General features: G+C 68.9%; 20 protein-coding genes and 1 pseudogene. 14 read left to right on the plus strand and 7 right to left on the minus strand.

The features are described 5' to 3' along the window. Positions 1 to 82 precede the first annotated feature (82 nt). The 4 genes from JF781_RS15830 (at position 83) to JF781_RS15845 (ending at position 5485) form a co-directional block, all read left to right on the plus strand. On the plus strand, positions 83 to 1210 hold the full coding sequence (locus JF781_RS15830) for a Xaa-Pro peptidase family protein (RefSeq protein WP_225326846.1): 1128 nt from the start codon (positions 83 to 85) through the stop codon (positions 1208 to 1210). Between the two features lie 106 nt (positions 1211 to 1316). Continuing rightward, positions 1317 to 4361 carry a glycohydrolase toxin TNT-related protein gene (locus tag JF781_RS28450; RefSeq protein WP_308011533.1) on the plus strand — a complete coding sequence of 1015 codons (3045 nt, stop codon included), beginning with the start codon at positions 1317 to 1319 and terminating at the stop codon, positions 4359 to 4361. Then, positions 4358 to 4891 carry a TNT antitoxin family protein gene (locus tag JF781_RS15840; RefSeq protein ID WP_225326845.1) on the plus strand — a complete coding sequence of 178 codons (534 nt, stop codon included), beginning with the start codon at positions 4358 to 4360 and terminating at the stop codon, positions 4889 to 4891. The genes JF781_RS28450 and JF781_RS15840 overlap by 4 nt, the downstream gene beginning before the upstream one ends. Positions 4892 to 4948: 57 nt before the next feature. Next, a complete protein-coding gene (locus JF781_RS15845) occupies positions 4949 to 5485 on the plus strand; it encodes a TNT antitoxin family protein (protein WP_225326844.1) in 537 nt (178 codons plus the stop codon). 33 nt (positions 5486 to 5518) lie between these two features. On the opposite strand, the gene JF781_RS15850 is transcribed toward JF781_RS15845, so the two are convergent. Beyond that, positions 5519 to 5929: a F420-dependent biliverdin reductase gene (locus JF781_RS15850; protein WP_225326843.1), complete on the minus strand. Its 411-nt coding sequence runs from the start codon at positions 5927 to 5929 to the stop codon at positions 5519 to 5521. 35 nt (positions 5930 to 5964) lie between these two features. On the opposite strand from JF781_RS15850, the gene JF781_RS15855 reads away from it, so the two are divergent. Genes JF781_RS15855 through JF781_RS15870 form a run of 4 tightly spaced genes read left to right on the plus strand, consistent with a single transcriptional unit; the run spans position 5965 to position 9392 of the window. Then, positions 5965 to 6714, plus strand: a complete 750-nt coding sequence (locus JF781_RS15855; RefSeq protein ID WP_225326842.1) for an SDR family NAD(P)-dependent oxidoreductase — start codon at positions 5965 to 5967, stop codon at positions 6712 to 6714. A 25-nt stretch (positions 6715 to 6739) separates the two neighbouring features. Then, positions 6740 to 7912 carry a precorrin-6y C5,15-methyltransferase (decarboxylating) subunit CbiE gene (cbiE, locus tag JF781_RS15860; protein ID WP_225326841.1) on the plus strand — a complete coding sequence of 391 codons (1173 nt, stop codon included), beginning with the start codon at positions 6740 to 6742 and terminating at the stop codon, positions 7910 to 7912. Next, a complete protein-coding gene (gene cobM, locus JF781_RS15865) occupies positions 7909 to 8664 on the plus strand; it encodes a precorrin-4 C(11)-methyltransferase (protein ID WP_225326900.1) in 756 nt (251 codons plus the stop codon). The genes cbiE and cobM overlap by 4 nt, the downstream gene beginning before the upstream one ends. Next, positions 8664 to 9392 (plus strand): cobalt-precorrin-6A reductase, encoded by a 729-nt coding sequence (locus JF781_RS15870; protein WP_225326840.1) that lies wholly within the window; start codon positions 8664 to 8666, stop codon positions 9390 to 9392. The genes cobM and JF781_RS15870 overlap by 1 nt, the downstream gene beginning before the upstream one ends. Here the strand turns inward: JF781_RS15870 and sigC are convergent. Both sigC and JF781_RS15880 read right to left on the minus strand, forming a co-directional pair. Beyond that, positions 9381 to 9935, minus strand: a complete 555-nt coding sequence (gene sigC, locus JF781_RS15875) for an RNA polymerase sigma factor SigC (RefSeq protein WP_225326899.1) — start codon at positions 9933 to 9935, stop codon at positions 9381 to 9383. The two genes, JF781_RS15870 and sigC, sit on opposite strands and share 12 nt — an antisense overlap. A gap of 189 nt (positions 9936 to 10124) precedes the next feature. Beyond that, positions 10125 to 10856, minus strand: a pseudogene (locus JF781_RS15880) (DUF2275 domain-containing protein); the annotation flags it as partial. A gap of 64 nt (positions 10857 to 10920) precedes the next feature. On the opposite strand from JF781_RS15880, the gene JF781_RS15885 reads away from it, so the two are divergent. Further along, positions 10921 to 12564 (plus strand): PPE family protein, encoded by a 1644-nt coding sequence (locus tag JF781_RS15885; RefSeq protein ID WP_225326839.1) that lies wholly within the window; start codon positions 10921 to 10923, stop codon positions 12562 to 12564. On the opposite strand, the gene JF781_RS15890 is transcribed toward JF781_RS15885, so the two are convergent. From JF781_RS15890 to cobG, 3 genes are read right to left on the minus strand one after another with little or no spacing between them, the layout of a single operon-like run. Then, entirely contained in the window at positions 12561 to 14081 is a 1521-nt protein-coding gene (locus JF781_RS15890) for a precorrin-2 C(20)-methyltransferase (protein ID WP_225326838.1), read from the minus strand. The two genes, JF781_RS15885 and JF781_RS15890, sit on opposite strands and share 4 nt — an antisense overlap. Further along, positions 14078 to 14704, minus strand: coding sequence for a precorrin-8X methylmutase (locus JF781_RS15895; protein ID WP_225326837.1), 627 nt, complete (start codon positions 14702 to 14704; stop codon positions 14078 to 14080). Before JF781_RS15895 ends, JF781_RS15890 begins: the two co-directional genes overlap by 4 nt. 19 nt (positions 14705 to 14723) lie before the next feature. After that, positions 14724 to 15824: a precorrin-3B synthase gene (gene cobG, locus JF781_RS15900; RefSeq protein WP_225326836.1), complete on the minus strand. Its 1101-nt coding sequence runs from the start codon at positions 15822 to 15824 to the stop codon at positions 14724 to 14726. A 102-nt stretch (positions 15825 to 15926) separates the two neighbouring features. Between cobG and JF781_RS15905 the strand changes: the two genes are divergently transcribed. From JF781_RS15905 to JF781_RS15920, 4 genes are all read left to right on the plus strand, one after another. Further along, positions 15927 to 16754, plus strand: coding sequence for an ABC transporter permease (locus JF781_RS15905; RefSeq protein ID WP_225326835.1), 828 nt, complete (start codon positions 15927 to 15929; stop codon positions 16752 to 16754). Positions 16755 to 16765: 11 nt separating this feature from the next. After that, positions 16766 to 17524, plus strand: coding sequence for an ABC transporter ATP-binding protein (locus JF781_RS15910; protein WP_225326834.1), 759 nt, complete (start codon positions 16766 to 16768; stop codon positions 17522 to 17524). 98 nt (positions 17525 to 17622) lie between these two features. Beyond that, positions 17623 to 18297 carry a S9 family peptidase gene (locus JF781_RS15915; protein ID WP_225326833.1) on the plus strand — a complete coding sequence of 225 codons (675 nt, stop codon included), beginning with the start codon at positions 17623 to 17625 and terminating at the stop codon, positions 18295 to 18297. Positions 18298 to 18414: 117 nt separating this feature from the next. Continuing rightward, on the plus strand, positions 18415 to 19965 hold the full coding sequence (locus JF781_RS15920; RefSeq protein ID WP_374109710.1) for a molybdopterin-dependent oxidoreductase: 1551 nt from the start codon (positions 18415 to 18417) through the stop codon (positions 19963 to 19965). Positions 19966 to 19969: 4 nt separating this feature from the next. Here JF781_RS15920 and JF781_RS15925 read toward each other — a convergent pair whose 3' ends face one another. Next, positions 19970 to 20170 carry a hypothetical protein gene (locus tag JF781_RS15925; protein WP_009953345.1) on the minus strand — a complete coding sequence of 67 codons (201 nt, stop codon included), beginning with the start codon at positions 20168 to 20170 and terminating at the stop codon, positions 19970 to 19972. Between the two features lie 56 nt (positions 20171 to 20226). Here JF781_RS15925 and cobN point away from each other — a divergent pair, with 56 nt between their 5' ends. Continuing rightward, entirely contained in the window at positions 20227 to 23802 is a 3576-nt protein-coding gene (gene cobN / locus JF781_RS15930; RefSeq protein WP_225326832.1) for a cobaltochelatase subunit CobN, read from the plus strand. The last annotated feature ends 44 nt before the right edge of the window (positions 23803 to 23846 follow it).

The following is a 23846-nucleotide window of genomic DNA, read 5'->3' on the forward strand; positions in this document are numbered from 1 at the left end:
GCCGAACGTCGACTCGCTGTCGACCCACGGGCGAAATCGGCGCAACGAGTCGACGTTCGGCGGGCGGGTTAGCCTGGCTGCCATGGAGTCACACCGCTTCGACGCAGCTGTGTATGCCCGCCGACTGGGCGCGGCCGCCGCCGCGGCCGCCGACGCGGGTCTGGCCGGGCTGGTCATCACACCCGGGTATGACCTGCGCTACCTCGTCGGGTCGCGCGCCCAGACCATGGAGCGGTTCACCGCGCTGGTGTTGCCCGCGTCCGGTGACCCCACGGTGGTGGTGCCGCGGCTGGAGCTGGCCTCGCTCAAAGGGTCGGCCATCGCCGAACTCGGGCTGGCTGTGCGCGATTGGGTCGACGGTGACAATCCCTACGACTTGGTGTGCGCCGCGCTGGGCGCTGCCCCCGCCGCGACCGCAGTGACCGATTCCATGCCGGCGCTGCATCTTCTGCCGCTGGCCGATGTGCTCGGCGTGCTGCCGGTTCTGGCCACCGATGTGCTGCGCACGCTGCGAATGGTCAAGGAGGAGTGCGAAGTCGACGCGTTGCGCAAAGCCGGAGCGGCCATCGATCGGGTCCACGCCCGGGTGCCCGAGTTTCTGGTGCCCGGCCGCACCGAGGCCGACGTCGCCGCCGACATCGCGGACGCCATTGTGGCCGAAGGGCATTCGGAGGTGGCGTTCATCATCGTCGGATCGGGGCCGCACGGTGCCGACCCGCACCACGGATATTCGGATCGCGAACTGCAGGCCGGCGACATCGTCGTCGTCGACATCGGCGGCGCCTATGAACCCGGTTACAACTCCGACTCGACGCGCACGTACAGCCTCGGTGAGCCGAATCCGGAAGTAGCTCAACAATATTCGGTGCTGCAGCGCGCCCAGCGCGCAGCTTATGAGTCGGTCCGTCCGGGCGTGACGGCCGAACAGGTCGACGCGGCGGCCCGCGATGTGCTGGCCGCCGAAGGCCTCGCCGAGTATTTCGTGCACCGCACCGGGCACGGTATCGGCTTGTCGGTGCACGAAGAGCCCTACATCGTCGCCGGAAACGACCTGCCGTTGACCGCGGGCATGGCGTTTTCCATCGAGCCGGGCATCTATTTCCCGGGCCGCTGGGGCGCGCGCATCGAGGACATCGTCGTCGTGACCGAGGACGGCGCCCTGGCCGTCAACAACCGGCCGCACGAACTGATCGTCGTTCCGGTCGGCTGACGCTGGGGATGAGTGAGTTGTGGCGCCCGGGTGGCGCGGCTAGCTTGGCGGCAGCGAGCATTGGGTGAGTAGCGACGACGGGCGGGCCTGAGCGAAAATTTCGCCTGTGGCTCCCTTGGCAGTTGATCCGGAGGCGTTGTATGCCGCGGGCAGCGCCGTGGTTGCCGCCGGTGATGGCCTTGCCGCAAGTCTGAGCATCCTTACCGCTGGTTTCTCGGCCCACACCGGTGTGGACCGCGCCGGCGAGGTATTCGGCTTGGCGTATCAAGACACGGCGGAATCGCTGCTGAAGGCGGTGGCGGCGGCCGTCAACGCGTGCCGGCAATGCGGGGCCGTCATCCAGCAGGGGGCGGCGAACTACTCGAGTGTCGATGCGGCTTCGACGCTGGGCGGCGGTGGCGGCGTATTGCAGTCGCCGTCTCCGCCGGCCGAGCTCGCGGCGCCCAAAGCTCCGGGAACGATGGGGCCCGGCGAGCCGCCACCGCTGCTGTGGGCGGTCGTGCAGTCGCTCGTCCTCGAGTTATGGCTCGACGGTGATGTGGCGGGCTTGCGTGGTGCCGCCTCGCGTTGGCGTGGCTTCGCTGGGGCGGCCCAAGGGGTTCAGGGAACTCTCAACGGGGCGAAGGCGCTGTTCGATAGCCAACACATTCCTGAAGGCGAACAGATCGATAACGCTCTGAACGAAATAGGTTCTGCGGCAGCGTCTATCGGAGAGCAGTGCGGCAAGCTCGCGACCACCATCGATAAGTTTGCCGACCGGGTCGACCATGCCCAGCATGCGATCCGGGACCTGCTGCACCGGATCGGATCTTTGGGCGACCTCGGTCACGACATCATGCTGATGATCGACGGCGACGCGTGGGACGAGATCAAAAAGATCGCCAAGGACATCAACGACGTACTCCATCATCTCGGACAGGAAGCGCGGGCCTGCGAACAGGGGATCAGGTTGCTCATGCAAGCGGCCGATCGCCAAGTCGTCACGTGCGAGAAGTACGCGCGGCGGGGTCTCGTCCAGTTCTTGGGTGAGGACGTCGGCAATCCGGTGGCGACCGTATTCGATACCTATATCAACGCCCATGAGGGTGTTCTCAAAGGCGCGGTCGGCATGGGGTTAGGCCTCGTCGACCTGAGCCCGCATTGGCTCGCCGTCGACCCTCAGGGTGCGGGCGCCACCTGGACCGGGCTGGCGAAGAACGCGTGGAAAGGGAGTTTGTTCAACGCTGCCCTCAATCCCGAGGAGTTCGCGGAAACGCGGCAGCAGGAGCTGAAAGGCCTGGTGCATGCCGAGGATTGGACCGGCGACCGGCCGGGATTGGCCGCCGGTGAAAACGTGTTCGACGTCGCCGCGCTGATCGCGCCCGGTTTTGGTGAGGCGGGCGCGGCGGCCGACGGTGCGGGTGCGGCGGCACGCGGCGCCGAAGCGGAGGCGGAGGCCGCCGGCGCCGCCGGGCGTGTCAGCGGAAAAGGGTCCGAAGCGCTTGGCGGGATCACCAGCGCGCGGGGAGCCCTGACCGACATCACAAAAACGGGCAGCGACCTGACCAAAAACCTTGAAGGAGTCACGAAGGACCTGCCGAAGGTTGAGCCTCCTGCGAGTGGCGCTCCGGTGGCATTGCCCGGCAAGCCGATTGAGCCGCCGGTCGAATCGGCGCCGCGGCCCGCCGATGGCGCACCGGCTGCGCCTCAAGGGTCAACGCCCGCGCCAACCTCCCCGGGTTCGGCTGGCCCGGCTGGCGATTCGCCGTCTCCCGCGGGCAGCCCCAATGGCAGTCCGCATGACCCCAGTTCGGCACCCGCCCCGGCGGCGTCGCCCGGTGGTTCTGGGGGCCTGCATGACCCGGCACCTGGGCCGGCTCCTACTCCTCCGCCGGGTGGTTCTGGTCCGCACGAACCGGCGACCGAGCCCGCTCCTCCGGCTGCGCCGACCGCTCCGGGCGGCCCGCACGATCTGGTGTCCACACCATCCGGCCGCCCGCACGAACCCGCGTCGGTGCCGGCGGAGGAGCCGCGTGAGCCGGTATCCGTGCCTGCCGGCGGCGCCCATGATCCAGTCGCGAAACCCCCGGGTGGCCCGCATGAACCAGCCTCGGCGCCCGCCGTCGGTTCACGCCTTCCGTCTGTGCAGGCTGCTGGCGACGGGCTGCCGTCGGCGACTCCGCAACTGCTCGAGCATTCGCCAGCACAGGTTCCGGTGTCGCCCAGCGGATCTTCCGGAGATGCCGCAGCTGTCTCCGCCCACTCGCCGGCGCCGTCGCCTTCATCGGCGGCGCCCCATTTCGAGGCTCCAGGCGGCCGCCCGGCAGAACTACCAACGCCGAGCGGCGGTGGCGCGCATGGGCCTGGCGACGGCGGCCCTCCGGGTGGACACACGCCGGGAGAGCCACGCGGCGGCGATGCCAGTGGACATGGCGATGGCAATGGGGGTCCATCGGGCGATCGGCCGGACGGCAAGGTCCCGAACGGTGACGACCCGTCGGGACACGGTCATGGCGACTCCTCCGGCGGCGAACGCCAGGATCCAGTCCATTCGCACGAGTCGTCTGGCGACGGATGGCATCGGTTGCCAGACGAGGAACTTGACCCCCACTATGGCGAGCCGCTGGACAATCATTGGGATTTCACCGACGATCCAGTCGACGCTTCCAAGATCGACGGCGATGTTGCCAAGCTGATTCGTGATCCCGAAGCGCCATTCGGTCGCGATCCCGAAGGGCATCCTTACACCAAAGAGCAATATGCAGAGCGCTTCAACAAAGTGGGGGATAACGGCGAGTCCTGGTTCAATTTTCCGCTTAACGACGGTGCTTTACCGGGGACGCGAGTCGCCTACGCGAACGCTGAATCCTATCTACGAGACTACGGACCTTTACTTGATCGCATCGGCAAGACAGATGGCAAGTATTTGGCGGTGGTGGAGGATGGCCAACCAGCTTCATGGGAAGAGCGGGCCCTTCACGTCAGTTCCCGTCGTGACCCGTACAACGCGTATACCTTCGGCGAGTTACCAGATGGCTGGACCATCGAAGTGTCGGAGGTCGGCCCTGGCGTAGGTCAACCGGGCGGCTCGATACAGGTGCGAGTATTCGATGACGAGGGTGCAGTGCGTCGCGTCGCAGATCTGATTAGGAAAGGGGTATTGCGAAAGTGACGACAAGTGTGGATCTAACTCCAGACTTACAAGCCTGGTTGCGCCTCGCCGACTTGGACTTGATACAAGGGTCGCAAACTAACGATAACCGGACCATCATTTGGAATAAGGGTGGTGAGGTTCGAAACTTTATCGGTTTGGTCGATGATTGGTACGTCGTCACTTCGTCTGACCGCATGGGACCCGAGACGTATGACCTGGCAGCAGAATCGATGCAAGTTATAGAAAAATACTTATACGGCGAACTGGGTTCTGTAGTCCGGGGTGACGAACTACCGTCTATCAGGGCGCCGTTTGAGCGCGACGAATTGCGGCCGGGATATGACATTAGCAAGGTAAATTTCGCCGGCCGAGAGCGGCGTGCTCTCATCGATCATGATGGAAGGGCAGTGGCTATTGCGGCAGTCGATAGGCTAGTGGAACTGTCGCACTATCTTGACGCATCTGTCGATGCAATCAAAAACTCCTACCTCTCGGCCGACGGCAAGCCGCTGTTTGGGCTTTGGAGCGATATTAAGAATACCGAGTGAAAGCGCTACAAGTCGGGTGCTCGAGATGGCCGCGTTCATGAAATTCGATGTGTTGAGATGATGGGCGGTATCGAAGCCTCCCAACGCCTTGAGCAATGGGCCAAATTGGCTGATTACGCACTCACATCTGGTTCGAATACACCTGACGGGCGGCCTGTATTTTGGTCGGCTCTAGGCGAGAATCGGCTCTTCATTGGAAGAAAGCAAGACGGCTGGTTAGTCATTACTGATTCCGATCGAATGGAATCTGAGGGCTTTGTTTTAGCCGCTCCATCCCTCGATGTGATTGAGAAGTACCTGTTCGGAAGGTTCGGTACATATATCCGCAGTGCACGGAGTCTGCCTCGGGTGGGCGTGCCAATGCCGGCCAACGAAGTATGCTCGAACTTCAGTATTGAAACGCGCGAATACGAAGGTGTCGAGCGCTTTGCTCTAATCGCTCCCGACGGCTCGACGGTAGCGATCGGAAGCGCCGACAAAATAACTGCCACGGCGGAACTAAAGAAACTCGCGCTGTATCTGTCGGCGACAATCGACCAAATCGAATCGTCGACGATCGATCCGGACGGAAAGCCGCTTTTCGAGCGTCGGTAACTAAATTGAAACTCTGTAGATTCGATCGGCGCGCTACGCGCCCCGGTCCAACAGATCCGACGAACCCAGCACCCGCTCCACCTGAACCTCGATGACGACGCGCCGCGGGTTGGGGCGCGGCGTGCGGTAGCGCTGGGCGTAGCGCAGCTCGGCGTCGCGCACCGCGTCCGCGTCGCTGTTGACCTTGGACCGGCCCTCCAGCGACAGCCACCGCGCGCCATCGACCTGGCTCAGCACGGCCAGCCCGCCACGATCGGCGTTGACCGCCTTCTGTGAACCCCCGGTGGTGATGACCCGCGCGATGTGGGTCTTGGGGTCGAAGGTGAAACCGACGGCCACCACGTGCGGCGAGTTGTCGGCTCGCAGCGTGGTCAGCATGGCCAGATGGCGCTCCGACAGAAACGCGAGGGCCTCGTCGGTGAGCCGGGTAGTGGTATTCGCCATCACCGCTCACGCTAGCGCAGGTAATAATCGCAGCCGTGGACGACACGGGCGCGGGTCCGGTACTAATCCTGGGCGGACGCAGCGAAATCGGGGTCGAGTTGGCGCGACGCCTGGCCCCCGGGGCGACGGTGGTGCTGGCCGCGCGCCGCGCCGATCAGCTCGCTGACCAGGTCAGCGCGCTCAAAGCGGCCGGCGCCGCCGCGGTCGACACCAGGGAATTCGATGCCGACGACCTGGCCTCGCACGCCCCGCTGGTCGCCTCGGTCGTCGCCGACTACGGGCCGATCGGCACCGCGGTGCTGGCCTTCGGAATACTGGGCGAACAGACCCGCGCCGAGACCGACGCCGCTCACGCGGTCGCCGTCGTGCATACCGACTACGTCGCGCAGGTCAGCATGCTCACTCACCTGGCCTCCGCCATGCGCAGCGCCGGCAAAGGCCAACTGGTGGTGTTCTCCTCGATCGCCGGCGCGCGCGTACGGCGCGCCAACTACGTCTACGGCTCGGCCAAAGCCGGCCTGGACGGCTTCGCCAGCGGCCTCGCCGACGCGCTGCACGGCACCGGGGTGCGGCTACTGATCGCCCGCCCGGGATTCGTCATCGGGCGTATGACGGAAGGCATGACGCCCGCGCCGCTGCCCAGCACGCCCGCGCAGGTGGCCGCCGCGACCGCGCGAGCACTGGCCAAAGGCCGCCGCACCGTGTGGATCCCATGGGCCCTGGGACCCGCGGTCGCCGTGATGCGATTGCTCCCCGCGTTCGTCTGGCGCAGGATGCCGCGATGATTCGCGAGCCGGGGCGGCGGCGTTCATGATCGTCGTGGTCGGAATCGGCGCCGACGGCATGGCCGGGCTCGCCGAAGCATCGCGCGCCGAATTGCGAAGGGCAGCAGTCGTTTACGGATCGCAGCGCCAACTTGATCTTCTCGACGACACGGTGCGCGCGCCCCGTCGGCGGTGGCCCTCACCCATGCTGCCCGCCCTGCAAACCTTGCTCGACGACCACACGGGCGACATCCACGTGGTGGCCAGCGGCGACCCGCTGCTGCACGGCATCGGGGGCACGCTGATCCGCCTATACGGCCCCGAGAAGGTGCGGGTGCTGCCGCACGTGTCCTCGGTGACGCTGGCGTGCGCGCGGATGGGCTGGAACGTCCACGACACCGAAGTCATCAGCCTGGTCACCGGGCACCCGCACACCGCCGTGCGGCGCGGCGGCCAGGCGATTGTGCTGTCGCAAAGCCATTCCACACCCACGGAGCTGGCCGCGCTGCTCACCGCGCACGGCCGTGGCGATTCGCAGTTCACCGTGCTCGAAAACCTCGGCGGCCCAGACGAACACCGCAGCGACGGCACCGCGCGGGACTGGGCCGACGGCGCCCCCGGGCACGTCGACGATCTCAACGTGATCGCCGTGCGCTACCTGCCCGACGAACGCGTCTCGCCCCTGCCCGACGACGCCTTTACCCACGACGGCCAGATCACCAAACAGGGGATCCGCGCGGTAACGCTGGCCGCCCTGGCGCCGCGTCCGGGGGAGCGGTTATGGGACGTCGGCGCGGGTTCGGGCAGCATCAGCGTCGAGTGGTGCCTGAGCGGACCGGGTTGCGGGGCAATCGCATTCGAACGCGACGAACGACGCCGGCACAACCTCGAATGCAATGCCGCGGCTTTCGGTGTCGGCATCGAGGTACGTGGCGACGCCCCTGACACCTTCGATGGAGCCGCGCCGCCGTCGGCGATCTTCATCGGCGGCGGACTGACCCGGCCCGGCCTGCTCGACGCCTGCCTCGACAACCTGCCCACCGGCGGACGACTTGTCGCCAACGTGGTCACCACCGAGTCGGAAGCCGCTGTCACGCAGGCATATGCGCGCCTCGGCGGCACGCTGCGACGCTTCCAGCACTATCACGGCACGGCGCTGGGCGCCTTCACGGGCTGGCAGCCGCACTACCCGGTCACCCAGTGGGCGATGACCAAATGACGGTGTACTTCATCGGCGCGGGCCCGGGTGCGGCCGACCTGATCACCGTCCGCGGTCAACGGCTCCTCCAAACGTGCCGCGTGTGCCTGTACGCCGGGTCGATCATGCCCGACGACCTGCTCGCCCTCTGCCCGGAGAACGCGAAAGTCGTTGACACCGGCCCGTTGACGTTAGAGCAGATCATCATCGAGCTCAGCGACGCGCACGCCGCCGGGCATGACGTGGCGCGGCTGCACTCCGGTGATCCGTCGCTCTACAGCGCACTGGCCGAGCAGTGCCGCCGCCTCGACGCGCTGGGCATCGACTACGAAATCGTGCCGGGCGTACCGTCTTTCGCCGCCGCCGCGGCCGCCCTCAAACGTGAGCTCACCGTCCCCGGGGTCGCCCAGACGGTGACGCTGACCCGGGTGGCGACCCTGTCGACGGCCATGCCGCCCGGCGAAGACCTGGCGACGCTCGCCCGATCCGGCGCCACCCTGGTCCTGCACTTGGCGGCCGCGCAGATCGACGCCATCGTTCCGCAACTCCTCGACGGCGGTTACCGCCCCGAAACCCCCGCCGCCGTCGTGGCTTTCGCCAGCTGGCCGCAGGAGACCGTGCTGCGCGGCACCCTGGCCGGCCTCGCCGCCCAGATGCATGAGGCCAACATCACCAAGACCGCGGTGATCGTCGTCGGCGACGCGCTGACCGCGGGCGAATTCACCGACAGTTATCTGTATTCGACCGGGCGGACCCGGGGGAGCAGGCACTGATGCGCGTCCTGCTGCTCGGCGGCACCGGCGAGGCGCGCGCGCTGGCGAAAGCCCTGCACCCCCGCATCGACGTCATCAGCTCCCTGGCGGGCCGGGTGCCGGACCCGGCGCTGCCGGTCGGCCCCGTGCGCATCGGCGGCTTCGGCGGCGTGGACGGCCTGCGGCGCTGGTTGCGCGACGAAAGCATCGACGCCGTCGTCGACGCCACCCATCCGTTCGCGGCCACGATGACGGCGCACGCAGCCACCGCGTGCGGCGAATTACGGATACCCCACCTGATCCTGGCACGCCCGGCCTGGGATCCCGGCGCGGCCCTTGTCGTCGCATCGGACACCCATGCGGCACAAACGGTTGCCCGCCAAGGCTATTCGCGCATCTTCCTCACCACCGGCCGTTCCGGCGTCAACGCTTTCACCGACAGCGACGCGTGGTTTTTGATCCGGGCGGTCACCGAACCGGACAGCGCCTCGCTGCCGCATCATCACCAGCTGGTCCTCTCGCGCGGCCCGTACCGCTACGACGACGAAGTCGCGCTGTTGCGCGAGCACCACATCGACGCGCTCGTCACCAAGAACAGCGGCGGGCAGATGACGCGCGCCAAACTGGATGCCGCCGCCGCGCTCGATGTACCGGTGGTGATGGTGGCGCGGCCGCCGCTACCGGAGGGCGTGTCCACCGTCGGCACCGTGGCCGAGGCCGCCGAATGGGTTGGCGCGCTAGCCGGTTAGGTCGCTGCGCTCGCCGTCGGCCAGCAACGCATCGCGGGCCCGCGCGACCCGGGACCGGATGGTGCCCACCGGGCAACCGCACACCGCGGCGGCGTCGGCGTAGGGCAGCCCGAGCAACTGGGTGAGCAAAAGCGCTTCCCGCTGTTCGGGATTGAGGCCGGCGATCATCGTCGTCACCTCAACGAGGTCCTCGAATCCGCGGGCGTGGCGGTCGCCACGCACCACGTGTTCGGGATCGGCGCCCAGGGCAGCGCGCGGCCGCGACTGCAGCTGGCGGATGTGATCGGCCACGACCCGGCGGGCGATGGACAGCAGCCACGTCCGGGCGCTCGAGCGTCCGGAGAATCGCTCGACGGCGCCGATGGCGCGCAGGAACGTCTCTTGGGTCAGATCGTCGGCGTTGCCGGCATCGGACAGGTAGGCGACGAACCGCCACACGTCTTGCTGGGTGGCCTTGATGAACGCCTCGAGCGCTCGCGCGTTCCCGCGCGCGGCGGACAAAGCAAGCTCGGTTACCGCCTCGTCGTCGCTCGGCGCGATCATGCTCAACCACCTTAGTTGCGCGGGTTTTCCGATCCTACGACGGGTCGTCGTAGAGGGCGCGGTGTGGTCGCGCGCGGCGCGATTGATCGGCCGCAGATGCCCGCGCCGCCGACCGCTGGAAGCGTCGGCCACCCAGGCGGGATCGTCGGCGTCGACCGAGCCATCGGAACCGTGCCGCCGGTGCGAGCCCACGCGCTCCCGCGCCACCAACAACGCGAATGCCAGACCCAACAGCAGCGGCATGTGGCTGGCGATCCGGGTCGCCGTGACCTGTCCGTCGAAGGCGTCGACGATCACATAACCAAGCAGCGCAACGGAATACACACCGGTGATCGCCGCCACCCCCGAAGCGGAGGCGGGCCAGATGCCGGCGGCGACCATCGCCAGACCCAACGCCAGCAACCACGCCGTGGACTCGTGCATCAGGTGCTCGCCCGACATCGCGCCGTGCATGTGACCCGACACCATGCCGAAATCGACCCCACTGATCTGGGCGGCGGCGATCGCCACCTGGAACAGGCCCACAGCGATCAGGCCCCAGCGTCGGTAGTGCGACCGCAACCAGCGCATCCAACTCTGGTGTCCGGAGGGCTGCTCGCCGATGCTCGCCATGATTTTGTCGACCAGGTCGGGTCCCTCGCCGGGCGCAACCGAGGCGAGCCGACGGGTCTGCGCCGCCGCCCCGATCAGCCAGGAGCGGCAACTGCGGCACGACTCGAGGTGCGCGTCGACCTGCTGCGCGAGCACCTGGGGGCGCTCGCCGTCCAACCGAGCCGACAGCGCCTCACGCGCAACGTCACACCGCATCCCTGCATCGTTGCAGCATGGCCGGTCCGCGCGCAAAGACTCCCGGAATTTGGTGCCCGAACGAAACGGCGGGGAACTAAACGGCCGTGGCAACCGACCTCTGGTCGTCCGCATCGCCAGCCCATCCACGAGATTTCACCGACGAGGTATCCGTGTCCTTCCCTGAAGGCCCCCGACGATGACCGCCCCGATCTGGGCGGCGTCTCCGCCCGAAGTGCACTCGACCTTGCTCAGCAGCGGCCCCGGCCCCGCCCCGATACTGGCCGCCGCGACGGCATGGACGGCGATGAGCACCGACTATGCCAACGCGGCGGCCGAGCTCACCGGGCTGCTGGGCACCGTGCAGGCCGGCGCGTGGGACGGGCCCAGCGCCGAGCAGTACGTGGCCGCCCACGTCCCCTACCAGGCCTGGCTGGTGGAGAGCGCGGCCAAGAGCGCAACCGCGGCCAGCCTGCACGAGACCGCCGCCACCGCCTACACCGCCGCATTGGCCGCCATGCCCACCATGGGCGAACTCACCGCCAATCACGCCATCCACGGCGCACTGGTCGCCACGAACTTCTTCGGCATCAACACCATCCCCATCGCCGTCAACGAAGCCGACTACGCGCGCATGTGGGTGCAGGCCGCCACGACGATGACCACCTACCAGGCCGTCAGTGAATCTGCGCTGGCCGCGGTCCCGCCGACCACTCCCGCGCCGACGATCGTCGTCCCGGGGGCCGAGGCGGGCACCGCCGGGGCCGCAGCGATGCAAGCGGCCGCCGTGGCGCCGGCGGCAGATTCCGGCTCCAACCTCAACAATGCCGACACGTCGAGCGCCCAGCAGCAGGCCACCACGCAGACCTACCCGTCCTGGATGGACCAGCTGACCAAGTGGCTGCAGCAGTACACCCAGAATTTCGCGTGGCCGGTGTCCAAGGACCTCAACCCCGGTGGGTGGCCCTTCCCGCCGGTGCCGTGGGTCAACAGTCTCGCCTCATTCTTCGGGCAGCTGGGACTGTCCCCGGCGCTGTCGACCGCGCTCGGCTGGGCCATCTTCCACACCCTGATGATCTTCTGGCCGTTCATTCAGCTGGCGATCCAAATGGCGGTGGTGCTCGCGCCGGTCGTCGTTGCCGCCATCGGGGCGGCCGCGGCCGGTGGGGCGGCGGCCGCGGTCACCGCGATCAGCGTCGGGATCCCGCTCGCGTCTGCCCCGCCCCTGCCCGCCGTCGCGGCGGCGCCCGCACCGGTGGTTGCTCCGGCGCCGACGATTGCCACCGCGCCCGCCAGTGTCAGCCACGTGTCGGCGCCGTCCACCGCGCCCGCGACGACGGTCGCCGGATCGGCAGGCGGCGGGCCGGTCGGCGGGGGACCCGGGGTGGGCTTCGGCCCGACGGCGACCGACGGAATCAGCGCGGGGCGGTCCAACGCCCTGTATGCGGTGGGGCTGTCGGGACTTTCGGCGCGCGGCAGCGCGAGCAGCCGGTCGCGCCGAAAGTCGGAGGAGCCGTCCTCCGACGACCTCGACGCGCCCGCCGCCGCGGCCGCCGCGGCCAAGAAGAAGGCACGGGCCCGTCGGCGCCGCGGCGGAACCGCCACCGAACGCGCCTACCGCTACGAATTCATGGACCTGGACTCCGATTTGGATCCGGGCGTCGATGCCGACGATCCGAACGCCGCCAGGCCCTCTGAGGACAGTGCGGGGCGGCTCGGATTCGCCGGTGCCGCAGCCAAATCCGACGCCCCCCGCGCCGCCGGATTGGCGACGCTGACCCGCGACGGGTTGAGCGACGGCCCCAGCGTGCCGATGATGCCGAGCACCTGGGACCGCGACTAGCCAGATGGCTGATAGCGCCGGGGAGTGAAGACCCGGTCGGTGGAATCCGTTGAATACCACTGGGTTTGCGACGAACCGACGATCAGCAGGCAGCGCATGTCGATCTCGGCGGGATTGAGATCGGCCAGCCGGACCACGCGGACGTCTTCGTCGTCGCCCGACACGCTGCGGCCGATCACCACCGGCGTGCCCGGTTCGCGGTGGGCCAGCAGAATGTCGCGCATCGCGCCGACCTGCCAGGTCCGCGTCTTCGACGCCGGGTTGTAGATGGCCAGCACCAGGTCGGCGGCCGCGGCGGCCTGCAGCCGCGCGGAGATCACGTCCCACGGCTTGAGCCGATCGGATAGCGAGATCACCGCGTAGTCGTGGCCCAGTGGGGCGCCGACCCGACTGGCCACCGCCTGGGCGGCGGTCATCGCGGGAATCACCCGAATCCGCACGCCCGGCCATTGTTTGGCCTCTTCCAGCACGGCGGTCGCCATCGCGAAGACCCCCGGGTCGCCCGACGACACCACCGCCACGGCCCGGCCCTGCTCGGCTAGCGCGCAGGCCAGCCGCGCACGCTCGGGCTCGTCGCGGTTGTCGCTGGGATGTCGCTGCTGGCCGTCGCGCACCGGCACGCGATCCAGGTAGCCGCCGTAGCCGATCAGGTCGGTCGCCGCGGCCAGCTCCCGCCGGCTCTGCGGTGTCATCCAGTCCATGTCGCCGGGGCCCAGGCCCACCACCGCGACGCTGCCCGACGCCCGCCTATCGGGGGAGCGTCGGTGCAGCCGCCGGCCGCCCGGCAGCATGGCCAGCGAGAAGTACGGCACGCTGGTCTCGTCGACGTCGGCCGCGGGCAGGATGCGCTGCCCGGCGCTGCTGGCTCGTTCGACGTAAAACGTGTCGTCGAGCTGTCCGGACGCCGAAAGCGCTTCGCGCACAGCGTGATACGAGCGCCCCAACTTCAGGATCACGGCGGCGTCGGCGTCGGCCAGCCGGCGGGTCAGTTCCGCGACGGGCAACGTGCCCGGCAGCACCGACAGCACTTCGTCGCCGGCCACCAACGGGGTCGCGAGGGCCGCCGACGCGGCGCTGACCGACGTCACACCCGGAACGATGACCGCGTTGAATCGCTCGGTCAGCCGGGTGTGCAGATGCATGTACGAGCTGTAGAACAGCGGGTCGCCCTCGGCGAGCAGGGCCACGTTGCGGCCGGCCTCCAGGTGCGCGGCGATCCGTCGGGTGGCCTCGGCATAGAAGTCCTCGAGCGCGCCGGAATAGCCGCCCGGGTGGTCGGTGACCTCGGTCGTCACCGGATACACCAGGTGCTCCTCGATCTGGCCGGGCCGCAGATAGCGTTCGGCGATGCCGCGCGCGATGCTGCGGCCGTGCCGGGCGCTGTGATAGGCGACCACGTCGGCCTCACCGATCACCCGCGCGGCTTTGACGGTCACGAGTTCGGGGTCGCCGGGCCCCAGCCCGACGCCCCACAGTGTCCCCCTATGGGCGCTTCGCGTGGTCCCTTGTGCCGTCATTCGGCGTCGCTTGCGATCGCATTGACGGCGGCGGCGGCCATGGCGCTGCCGCCGCGGCGGCCCTGCACCACCAGATAGGACATGCCGCGCGGGTGGTCGATGAGCTCCTGCTTGGACTGCGCCGACCCGACGAATCCCACCGGCCCGCCCAGCACGCCGGCCGGCGGCGAAAGCCCCTCGTCGATCAGCTCGAGCAGCCGGAACAGGGCCGTCGGTGCGTTGCCGATGGCCAGCACGGCGCCGTCGAGCCGCTCGGCCCACAGCTCGACCCCGGCCGCCGAACGGGTGGTCTGCCGGCGTGCGGCCAGCTCGGCCGCCCGCGGGTCGGCCACCAGCGACACGACCTCGTTGCCCGCTGGCAGCCGGGCAGTGGTGATCCCGGCGGCCACCATCGACGAGTCGCACAACACCGGGGCGCCGCGGCGCAGGGCCGCGCCGACGCGCTCGACGACGTCGTCGGTGAAGGCGACGTGCTCGGCGACGTCGACCTGGCCGCAGGTGTGGATCAACCGGACGACGACCCGCGCCACGTCGGCGGGAAATCGCGCCAGGTCGGCCTCGGCGCGGATGGTCGCGAACGACTGGCGATAGATCTCCGCGGCATCGCGGATGTAGTCGAGCACCCGCTCACCCTAAGGGTTGTCAGGTTCGAAGCGTCCGGTATCCATCGCCTGTGGCGACCAGCACCTGACCGGCCGGCGGGCTGCCGCACGCGCGTTCGCAGCCCACGAAGTGCCGGTGCAGCGTGACCTCGGCGTCCAGCGCCTGGGCGGCGTCGGCCCGCACGTCGGCGGCCGAGTGTGCACACCCGGGACTGCCGGTGCAGGCGCTGACGGTCAGCCAGGGGGAGTTCTCGTCGAACACCAGTCCCAACGGGGGCAGCACGCGCAGCGCGGTGTCCGCGACGGATTCCTCGAGATCGCACACCAGCACCGAGCGCCACGGGGTGATCACCAGCGGCGCCTCGATCGCGGCCAGGTACTCCGCGACCCGCGCGGGCAGCACACCCAGCGGCACCGCGGCGCCCAGCGCCACCCGGCCGTCATCCTGATCGATCCAGCCCACCGGCGCCTTGGTGACGACGGGAAAAGGTGTCCCGCCGGGCTCGGCGTCGGGTAGTATCCGACGGATGTCGTCCAATTCCTGGACGCGCCAAGCGGTTTCGCGGATTTCCACGAAACGCGTCGCGAGAGCGACGAGCGTCTCGACCACGTCGCCGGCGGCCAGCCGGACGCCGGTGTCCCGTCCGGCGAGCAGCAGCGCGCAACCGTCCGGCGACGCGTGCACGCCGATGTCGGCGCGCAGTCCCGACACGTCGGCCCGCCCGTCGTCGAGGCTGAACCAGAACCGGCCGCCCAGGTCCGCGAGTCGCGGCGCCGCGCAGATCGCGGCGTCGAGCTCGCCAACCCAGTCGCGCACGTCGACGTCGCCGCCGGCCCGCCCCGACAGGGGTGACGCGACGATGTTGCGGACGCGCTCATGCGTGGTCGACGGCAACAGGCCTGCGGCCGCCAACGTCTCGGCGACGGCGGTGACGTCGGTCAGTCCGCGCAACTGCACGTTGCCCCGCGCGGTGAGCTCGAGCGTTCCCGACCCTGACTGCGTGGCGGCGGCGCTCAGCGCCGCCAGCTGGGCGGCCGTGAGCATGCCCCCGGGTAACCGCACCCGGGCCAGGGCGCCGTCGGCGGCCTGGTGCACCTGCAGCGCACCCGGGCAAGCGTCGGTGTCACGCGTCCTGGCCACCCGTCCACGGTACGGCCACCGGCTGAACACGGCGGCCGACATTGGCTTCAGGCAGACGTAAACCCTTACCCACGGCAACGGTCGCGCCCTACCGTCGGCACGGTGAGCATTGCCACCGCGCTCGACGCTGCGCCGAAACAGCCTGGGAGCGTCCAAACCGGCGCGCCCGGCGGGTTATGGGCGCGCCGCAAATGGGAGATCGTGCGCATCGCTTCCCCGCTGGCGTTGCTGGCGCTGTGGCAGCTGGGCAGCGCGATCGGTGTCATCCCGCAGGATGTGCTGCCGGCGCCGTCGCTGATCGTCGAGGCGGGAGTCGAGTTGATCCGCGACGGCCAGCTCGCCGCCGCGCTGCAGGTCTCCTCTGTCCGGGTTGTCGAGGGGTTGGTCCTGGGTGGGGTGATCGGGGTCGGCGCGGGCGCGGCGGTCGGGCTGTCCCGCTGGCTCGAGGCCACCGTTGACCCGCCCATGCAGATGATCCGCGCGCTGCCGCACCTGGGTCTCATCCCGCTGTTCATCCTGTGGTTCGGGATCGGCGAGCTGCCCAAGGTCCTGCTGGTGGCCTTGGGCGTGGTCTTCCCGCTCTACCTGAACACCTTCTCCGCGATCCGCCAGGTCGACCCAAAAATGCTGGAAACCGCTCAGGTGCTGGGCTTTTCGTTCGTCCAGCGGTTCACGCGGATCATCGTGCCCAGCACCGCGCCGCAGGTGCTCGTCGGCTTTCGGCAGTCGCTGGCGATCGCATGGCTGACCTTGATCGTCGCCGAGCAGATCAACGCCGACAAGGGAATTGGCTTCCTGATCAACAACGCCCGAGATTTCCTCCGCATCGACATCATCATCTTCGGACTGACCATCTATGCGCTGCTGGGCATCATCACCGACGCGATCGTCCGGATCATCGAACGCCGCGCCCTGCGTTACCGACACTGAAAGGTTCAGGCTTGACACTCATCGCAGAACCCGACGCCATTCGGGTGCGGACCGAGATCGCCGGCGAGCTGCGCCACGTCGACAAGTGGTACGGCACTGCCCATGTGCTCAAAGACGTTTCACTGCGAGTGTGCGGCGGCGAGATCGTCGCGCTGGTCGGGCGCAGCGGCTCGGGTAAATCGACGGTCCTACGGGTGCTGGCCGGCCTCTCGCCTGACCACAGCGGCGAACGCGTGGTGGCCGGCGCCCCGGCGCTGGCCTTCCAGGAGCCGCGGCTGCTCCCGTGGCGCGACGTGCGCACCAATGTCGGATACGGCCTCACCCGCAGCCGGCTGCCAAGGCCGCAGGTGCGACAACGCGCCGAGCGTGCGCTGGCCGACGTCGGGTTGACCGACCACGCCGGGTCCTGGCCGCTGACCCTGTCCGGCGGTCAGGCGCAACGAGTTTCACTCGCGCGGGCGTTGGTCGCCGAGCCGCGGTTGCTGCTGCTCGACGAACCCTTCGGGGCGCTGGACGCGTTGACCCGGTTGACGATGCACGCCTTGCTGCTGGATCTGTGGCGCCGGCACGGATTCGGGGTGTTGCTGATCACCCATGACGTCGACGAGGCGGTGGCGTTGGCCGACCGCGTGCTGGTGCTCGAGGAGGGCCGCATCATTCACACGCTGACGATCGACGAGCCGCGGCGCACACCCGGTCATCCCGGCGCCCATACCGAGCGGCATCGCGCCGAGCTGCTGGATCGACTTGGCGTGCAATCGTCAACCTAGAAACCGGCCGATCTTCGCGGCGTCGAGTTGACCTCCACCGCAAGGGCATCGCCTGACCCGCCGTTTGGGATCACGGTCCCCGGGGCACACTCGTGGCCGTGGACACGGTGGAATACGCCCCCGGACGCCTCGCCGACGTCTTCGGCGACTCCCGACGACCCACCGTCCTGCTGTGGCACGGCATGCAGACCGACGCCCGCGCGGCGTTCAGACCCCTGGCCGGCATGCTCAGCGAGCGCGGTGCGGCCGTGGTGGCGCCGGACTGGAATTCCCACGCCGACGACGGCGGCCGGGCGGATTTGTTGGGATCGCTCGATTTCACCCGGGACTTCGCGGGCCGGGGCAACGGCATCGTGCTCGTCGGGTGGTCCATGGGCGGTTGCGCCGCAGCGGGTCTGACGCTCAACGCGGCGCGGTTCGACGTCACCCTCGTCCACACCGTGTGCCTGGCCGGCGCGTTCATGGTGCCCGACCCGCTTTCCGGTCAGGCGCCGACCGACGCACCGTCGGCCGGCCGCACGGGCACGCCGTTCACGCTGCTGCACGGGTTGGCCGACGACGCCGTCCCCGTGAGTGCCAGCAGGGAGTTCGCCGCCGCCCTGAAAGGGGTTGGCTGGCCGGTCGAGTTGGCGGAGCTCGACGCCGACCACGGTTCCATCGCCGGTGCCGATTACGACCCGGTGGCGGATCGCTACGAGCCCGGCACGAGCGAGGAGGCGCTGCGGGTCGCCCGAGAGGTCGCCACGCGTATTGCGGCTCTGATCGGTCACTGACCGACGCGAATCACCCGGCCGCGAGGCGCAGTCCCGGCGCGGGACGCTACGCCGCTCCGGATGCCACCAGCACTGTGCCGCAAGAGTTTTGCGGGGTTGGGAGTAAGCGCGGGTAAAGTGACATTGGTGGCCGTGGCTTCGTCGAATGACCGGATGATCGCCGGGGTCGCCGCTGCCTCCGTCGCGCTCGGTGTCACCCAACTGGCCGGCATCCCGTTCGGTGCGCGGGCCGATGCCCGCGCCGCCGTGGGTTCCGCGGTCGTCGACCTGACACCGGGCCCCGTCAAAGAGTGGGCCATCCAAACGCTCGGTCCGCTGGACAAACCCTTCCTGGCCGTCGTCGTGCTCGTGGTGATCGCGACGATCGCGGCGATCGCGGGGACCCTCGAGACGCGGCGCCGCCCGTTCGGCAGCGCAGTGATCGCCGCGGCGGGCGTCCTTGGCTGCATCGCCGTGCTGTCGCGACCAGGCGGGACGGCACTCGACACGCTCCCCACCATCGTCGGCGCCGCGTGCGGCGTAGGGGTGCTGCGGGTGCTCGCCCGACGGTTCTCGCCTGAGCCGGACGACGACGCAGACGACCAGCAGCAGGCGGATCCAAGCCGGCGCAGGTTGGTCATGTACGGGTTGCTCGGACTGGGCGTCGTCAGTGGGGTAGTGGGGGCGTTCGGTACCCGGCTGGCGCATTCGGTGGAGGCCGACCGTAAGACGTTCGCCCTACCCCGGCCACGATCCCCGGCGCGTCCGATACCCGCCGCCGTGCAGCCGAAAGGCGTTGCGCTGCCGAGCTTTATCACTTCAAGTGCTGACTTCTACCGGGTCGACACCATGCTGAGCGTTCCCCAGCTCAGCCGCGGCGACTGGCGCCTGCGTATCCACGGGATGGTGGACCGCGAGATCACCTTGAGCTTCGACGACCTCACCCGATTCGACATCGTCGAGACGGTGACCACGTTGACATGTGTATCTAATCCCGTTGGCGGAGATCTCATTTCAACGGGCATCTGGACCGGCTACCGGCTGGCGGACCTGCTGGCGGCGGCCGGTGTGCACCGCGATGCCGACATGGTGCTCTCCACCTCGATCGAGGGATTCACCGTCGGCACCCCCGTGCAGGCGGTCACGGACGGCCGCGACGCGTTGCTGGCGGTCGGCCTCAACGGTCAACCGCTGCCGGCCGAGCACGGCTACCCGGCCCGCATGGTGGTGCCGGGACTCTATGGCTACGTGTCGGCCACCAAGTGGGTGGTGGATGTGGAGCTGACCCGGTTCGACCGGGCCAAGGCCTACTGGACGCGGCAGGGCTGGGCGGCGCAGGCGCCCATCAAGACGGAGTCGCGGATCGACGTGCCCAGGGGCGGCCAGACGGTGCCGCTGGGGCCGGTGGTGTTCGGCGGCGTTGCGTGGGCACAAAATCGTGGCGTGCGGGCGGTCGAAGTCCGCATCGGCGACGGCGGTTGGCAGCCGGCCGAACTGGGCGCGAGTTATTCCAATGAGACATGGCGATTGTGGAGCTTCCCGTGGCAGGCGAAACGCCCCGGGCGAGAAACCATCACCGTGCGGGCCACCGACAACACCGGTGCCGTCCAGACCGAAGAGCGCGCCAACCCCGTCCCCGACGGCGCCACCGGCTGGCACACGGTGAACTTCGCCGTCGTGCCGGCGTAGCAACCTATTTCGACGAGAGCTTCCGCCAACTGATCACCGCGATCGCTATCCCGACGAGCGCCGTGATCGGCCCGATGACAGACCAGGTGGTGGTGTTGCTCATCGGGCTGCCGCCAAGCACCCCGAACCCTTGCAGTGCCCAGATCACACCGAACAACGCGACGATCAGCCCAACCGCGAAAGTGACGACGAATCCTCTGCTCATAGAGGGACCCTACGTGCCGATTCGGCCTTCCGAAGCCGCTGCGGTACGAATGACGGGTGGCTGAACCGACCATCCTGCTGCTGTCGACGTCCGATACGGACCTGATCAGCGCCCGCTCCAGCGGGAAAAACTACCGGTGGGCCAACCCGTCGCGGCTGTCGGAGGACGAACTGCCCGACCTGCTGGCCGACGTCGCCATCGTGGTGGTGCGGATCCTGGGCGGCTACCGGGCCTGGCAGAGCGGGATCGACACGGTGATCGCCAGCGGCGTGCCCACGGTGCTGGTCAGCGGCGAGCAGGCCGCCGACGCCGAGCTGACCGGCCTGTCGACGCTGGCGGCCGGCATCGCGGTCCAGGCGCACATCTACCTGGCCCACGGTGGCGTCGACAACCTGCGCCAACTGCACGCCTTCCTCTCGGACACCGTGCTGATGACCGGGTTCGGATTCACCCCGCCGGTCGTCACGCCGACCTGGGGCGAGCTGGCGCGGCCGGATGCGAGGGATATCGAGGGCCCGACGATCGCCGTGCTGTATTACCGCGCTCAACATCTGGCCGGCAACACCGGCTACGTCGAGTCGTTGTGCGAGGCCATCGAGGACGCCGGTGCGCGGCCGATGCCCGTCTACTGCGCATCGCTGCGCACCGCCGAACCCGAACTGCTGCAACGGCTGAGCGCCGCCGACGCCATGGTCGTGACCGTCCTCGCCGCGGGTGGACTCAAACCGGCCACGGCGTCCGCCGGGGGCGATGACGACAGCTGGAACGTCGAACATCTCGCCGCCCTGGATATTCCGATACTGCAGGGATTGTGCCTGACCAGCCGGCGCGCCCAGTGGTGCGAAAACGACGACGGCCTGAGCCCGCTCGACGTGGCCAGCCAGGTGGCCGTGCCCGAGTTCGACGGCCGCATCATCACGGTGCCGTTCTCCTTCAAGGAGATCGACGAAGACGGCCTGATCTCCTACGTCGCCGACGCCGAGCGCTGCGCCCGGGTCGCCGGGCTGGCGGTGCGGCACGCGCAGCTGCGCCACGTCGCCCCGCCCGACAAGCGGGTCGCGCTGGTGTTCTCGGCCTATCCCACCAAGCACGCCCGAATCGGCAACGCGGTGGGGCTGGACACGCCCGCGAGCGCCGTCGCGCTGCTGCAGGCGATGCGCGATCGCGGGTACCAGGTCGGCGACCTGCCCGGCGTCGAGGCGAACGACGGCGACGCCCTGATCCACGCGCTGATCGAACGGGGCGGCCAGGATCCCGACTGGCTCACCGAGGGGCAATTGGCCGGCAACCCGATCCGGGTGTCCGCCAAGGACTATCGCGCGTGGTTCGCGACCTTGCCCACCGAATTCACCGACGCCGTCGAGGCGCACTGGGGGCCACCGCCCGGGGAGCTCTTCGTCGATCGCAGTAACGACCCCGAAGGTGAAATCGTCGTCGCCGCAATCCAATCGGACAACCTGGTGCTGATGGTGCAGCCGCCCCGCGGCTTCGGCGAGAATCCGGTCGCCGTCTACCACGACCCGGACCTGCCGCCCAGCCACCACTATCTCGCCGCCTACCGCTGGCTGGACACCGGATTCGGGGCGCACGCGGTGGTGCATCTGGGTAAACACGGCAACCTGGAATGGCTGCCGGGCAAGACGCTGGGCATGTCGGCGGCCTGCGCACCCGACGCCGCGCTGGGCAGCCTGCCGCTGATCTACCCCTTCCTGGTGAACGACCCCGGCGAGGGCACGCAGGCCAAGCGGCGCGCGCACGCGGTGCTCGTCGACCATCTCATCCCGCCGATGGCTCGCGCCGAAACCTACGGCGACATCGCCCGTTTGGAGCAGCTGCTCGACGAGCACGCCAACGTCGCCGCACTGGATCCCGGCAAGCTGCCCGCCATCCGCCAGCAGATCTGGACGCTCATCCGGGCCGCGAAGATGGACCACGATCTCGGGCTCACCGAGCGCCCCGCCGAGGACTCGTTCGACGACATGCTGCTGCACGTCGACGGCTGGCTGTGCGAGATCAAGGATGTCCAGATCCGCGACGGCCTGCACATCCTGGGGCAAAAGCCAACGGGGGAGGCCGAACTGGACCTCGTGCTGGCGATCCTGCGCGCCCGCCAGCTCTTCGGCGGCGAGCACGCCATCCCCGGCCTGCGGCAGGCGTTGGGCCTGGCCGAGGACGGCACCGACGAACGAACCAGCGTGGACGCGGCCGAGGCCGCGGCGCGGGCGTTGGTCGCCGCGCTGCAGGCCTCGGGCTGGGATCCCGATGCGGCCGAACGGCTCAGCGACAACGCCGACGTGGCACGTGTGCTCCGGTTCGCCGCCACCGAAGTGGTGCCCCGGCTGGGCGGCAGCTCCGCCGAGATCGAGCAGGTGCTGCGTGCCCTGGACGGACGATTCATCCCGGCCGGCCCCTCGGGGTCCCCGCTGCGTGGCCTGGTCAACGTGCTGCCCACCGGGCGCAACTTCTACTCCGTCGACCCCAAGGCCGTGCCGTCTCGGCTGGCGTGGGAAGCCGGTGTGGCACTGGCGGATTCGCTGCTCGCCCGCTACCGCGACGACCACGGCCGCTGGCCGCAGTCGGTGGGGCTGTCGGTGTGGGGGACCTCGGCGATGCGCACCGCCGGCGACGACATCGCCGAAGTGCTTGCGCTGCTGGGCGTTCGGCCCGTGTGGGATGACGCGTCGCGCCGTGTCGTCGACCTCGCCCCGATACCGCTGGCCGAGCTCGGGCGCCCGCGCATCGACGTGACGGTGCGGATCTCCGGCTTCTTCCGCGACGCCTTCCCGCATGTGGTGACGATGCTCGACGACGCGGTGCGGCTGGTCGCGGACCTCGACGAACCCGCCGAGGACAACTTCGTGCGGGCCCACGCCCAGGCCGACCTGGCTCAGCACGGCGATCAACGCCGATCGACCACCAGGATTTTCGGTTCCAAGCCGGGCACCTACGGCGCCGGGCTGCTGCAGCTCATCGACAGCCGCAACTGGCGTGACGACGCCGACCTCGCCGCGGTCTACACCGCCTGGGGCGGGTTCGCCTACGGGCGCGACCTGGACGGCCGCGAGGCGGTCGACGACATGAACCGGCAATATCGGCGTATTGCGGTGGCCGCCAAGAACACCGACACCCGGGAACATGACATCGCCGACTCCGACGACTACTTCCAGTACCACGGCGGCATGGTAGCGACGGTGCGGGCGCTGACCGGCCAAGCGCCGGCGGCCTACATCGGCGACAACACCCGGCCCGACGCGATCCGCACCCGCACCCTGTCGGAGGAAACCACGCGCGTGTTCCGGGCCCGGGTGGTGAATCCGCGTTGGATGGCGGCGATGCGCCGGCACGGTTACAAGGGCGCGTTCGAGATGGCGGCGACCGTGGACTACCTGTTCGGCTATGACGCGACGGCTCACGTGATGGCCGACTGGATGTACGAACAGCTCACCGAGCGCTACGTTTTGGACCCGGAGAACCGGAAATTCATGGCCGAGTCGAATCCCTGGGCGCTGCACGGCATGGCCGAGCGGTTGCTGGAGGCGGCCGGGCGCGGTATGTGGGCGCAGCCGCAACCAGAAACCCTCGACGGGCTGCGCCGGGCGCTACTGGAAACCGAGGGCGACCTCGAAGGCTAGTTCCCTGGCGAGCAGACGCGGAATCGCATTGCGCCAGTGCCCTC

Origin of the sequence: Mycobacterium sp. WUMAC-067 (genome assembly GCF_020217485.1) — a bacterium.
Lineage (GTDB): Bacteria > Actinomycetota > Actinomycetes > Mycobacteriales > Mycobacteriaceae > Mycobacterium.

Coding starts and splice junctions, on each gene's coding strand:
- cobM (WP_225326900.1), top strand. CDS start 7,909: ATGACGGTGTACTTCATCGGCGCGGGCCCGGGTGCGGCCGACCTGATC.
- sigC (WP_225326899.1), bottom strand. CDS start 9,935: ATGATCGCGCCGAGCGACGACGAGGCGGTAACCGAGCTTGCTTTGTCC.
- JF781_RS15830 (WP_225326846.1), top strand. CDS start 83: ATGGAGTCACACCGCTTCGACGCAGCTGTGTATGCCCGCCGACTGGGC.
- cbiE (WP_225326841.1), top strand. CDS start 6,740: ATGATCGTCGTGGTCGGAATCGGCGCCGACGGCATGGCCGGGCTCGCC.
- JF781_RS15870 (WP_225326840.1), top strand. CDS start 8,664: ATGCGCGTCCTGCTGCTCGGCGGCACCGGCGAGGCGCGCGCGCTGGCG.
- JF781_RS15890 (WP_225326838.1), bottom strand. CDS start 14,081: ATGACGGCACAAGGGACCACGCGAAGCGCCCATAGGGGGACACTGTGG.
- JF781_RS15845 (WP_225326844.1), top strand. CDS start 4,949: ATGATGGGCGGTATCGAAGCCTCCCAACGCCTTGAGCAATGGGCCAAA.
- JF781_RS15850 (WP_225326843.1), bottom strand. CDS start 5,929: ATGGCGAATACCACTACCCGGCTCACCGACGAGGCCCTCGCGTTTCTG.
- JF781_RS15925 (WP_009953345.1), bottom strand. CDS start 20,170: ATGAGCAGAGGATTCGTCGTCACTTTCGCGGTTGGGCTGATCGTCGCG.
- JF781_RS15885 (WP_225326839.1), top strand. CDS start 10,921: ATGACCGCCCCGATCTGGGCGGCGTCTCCGCCCGAAGTGCACTCGACC.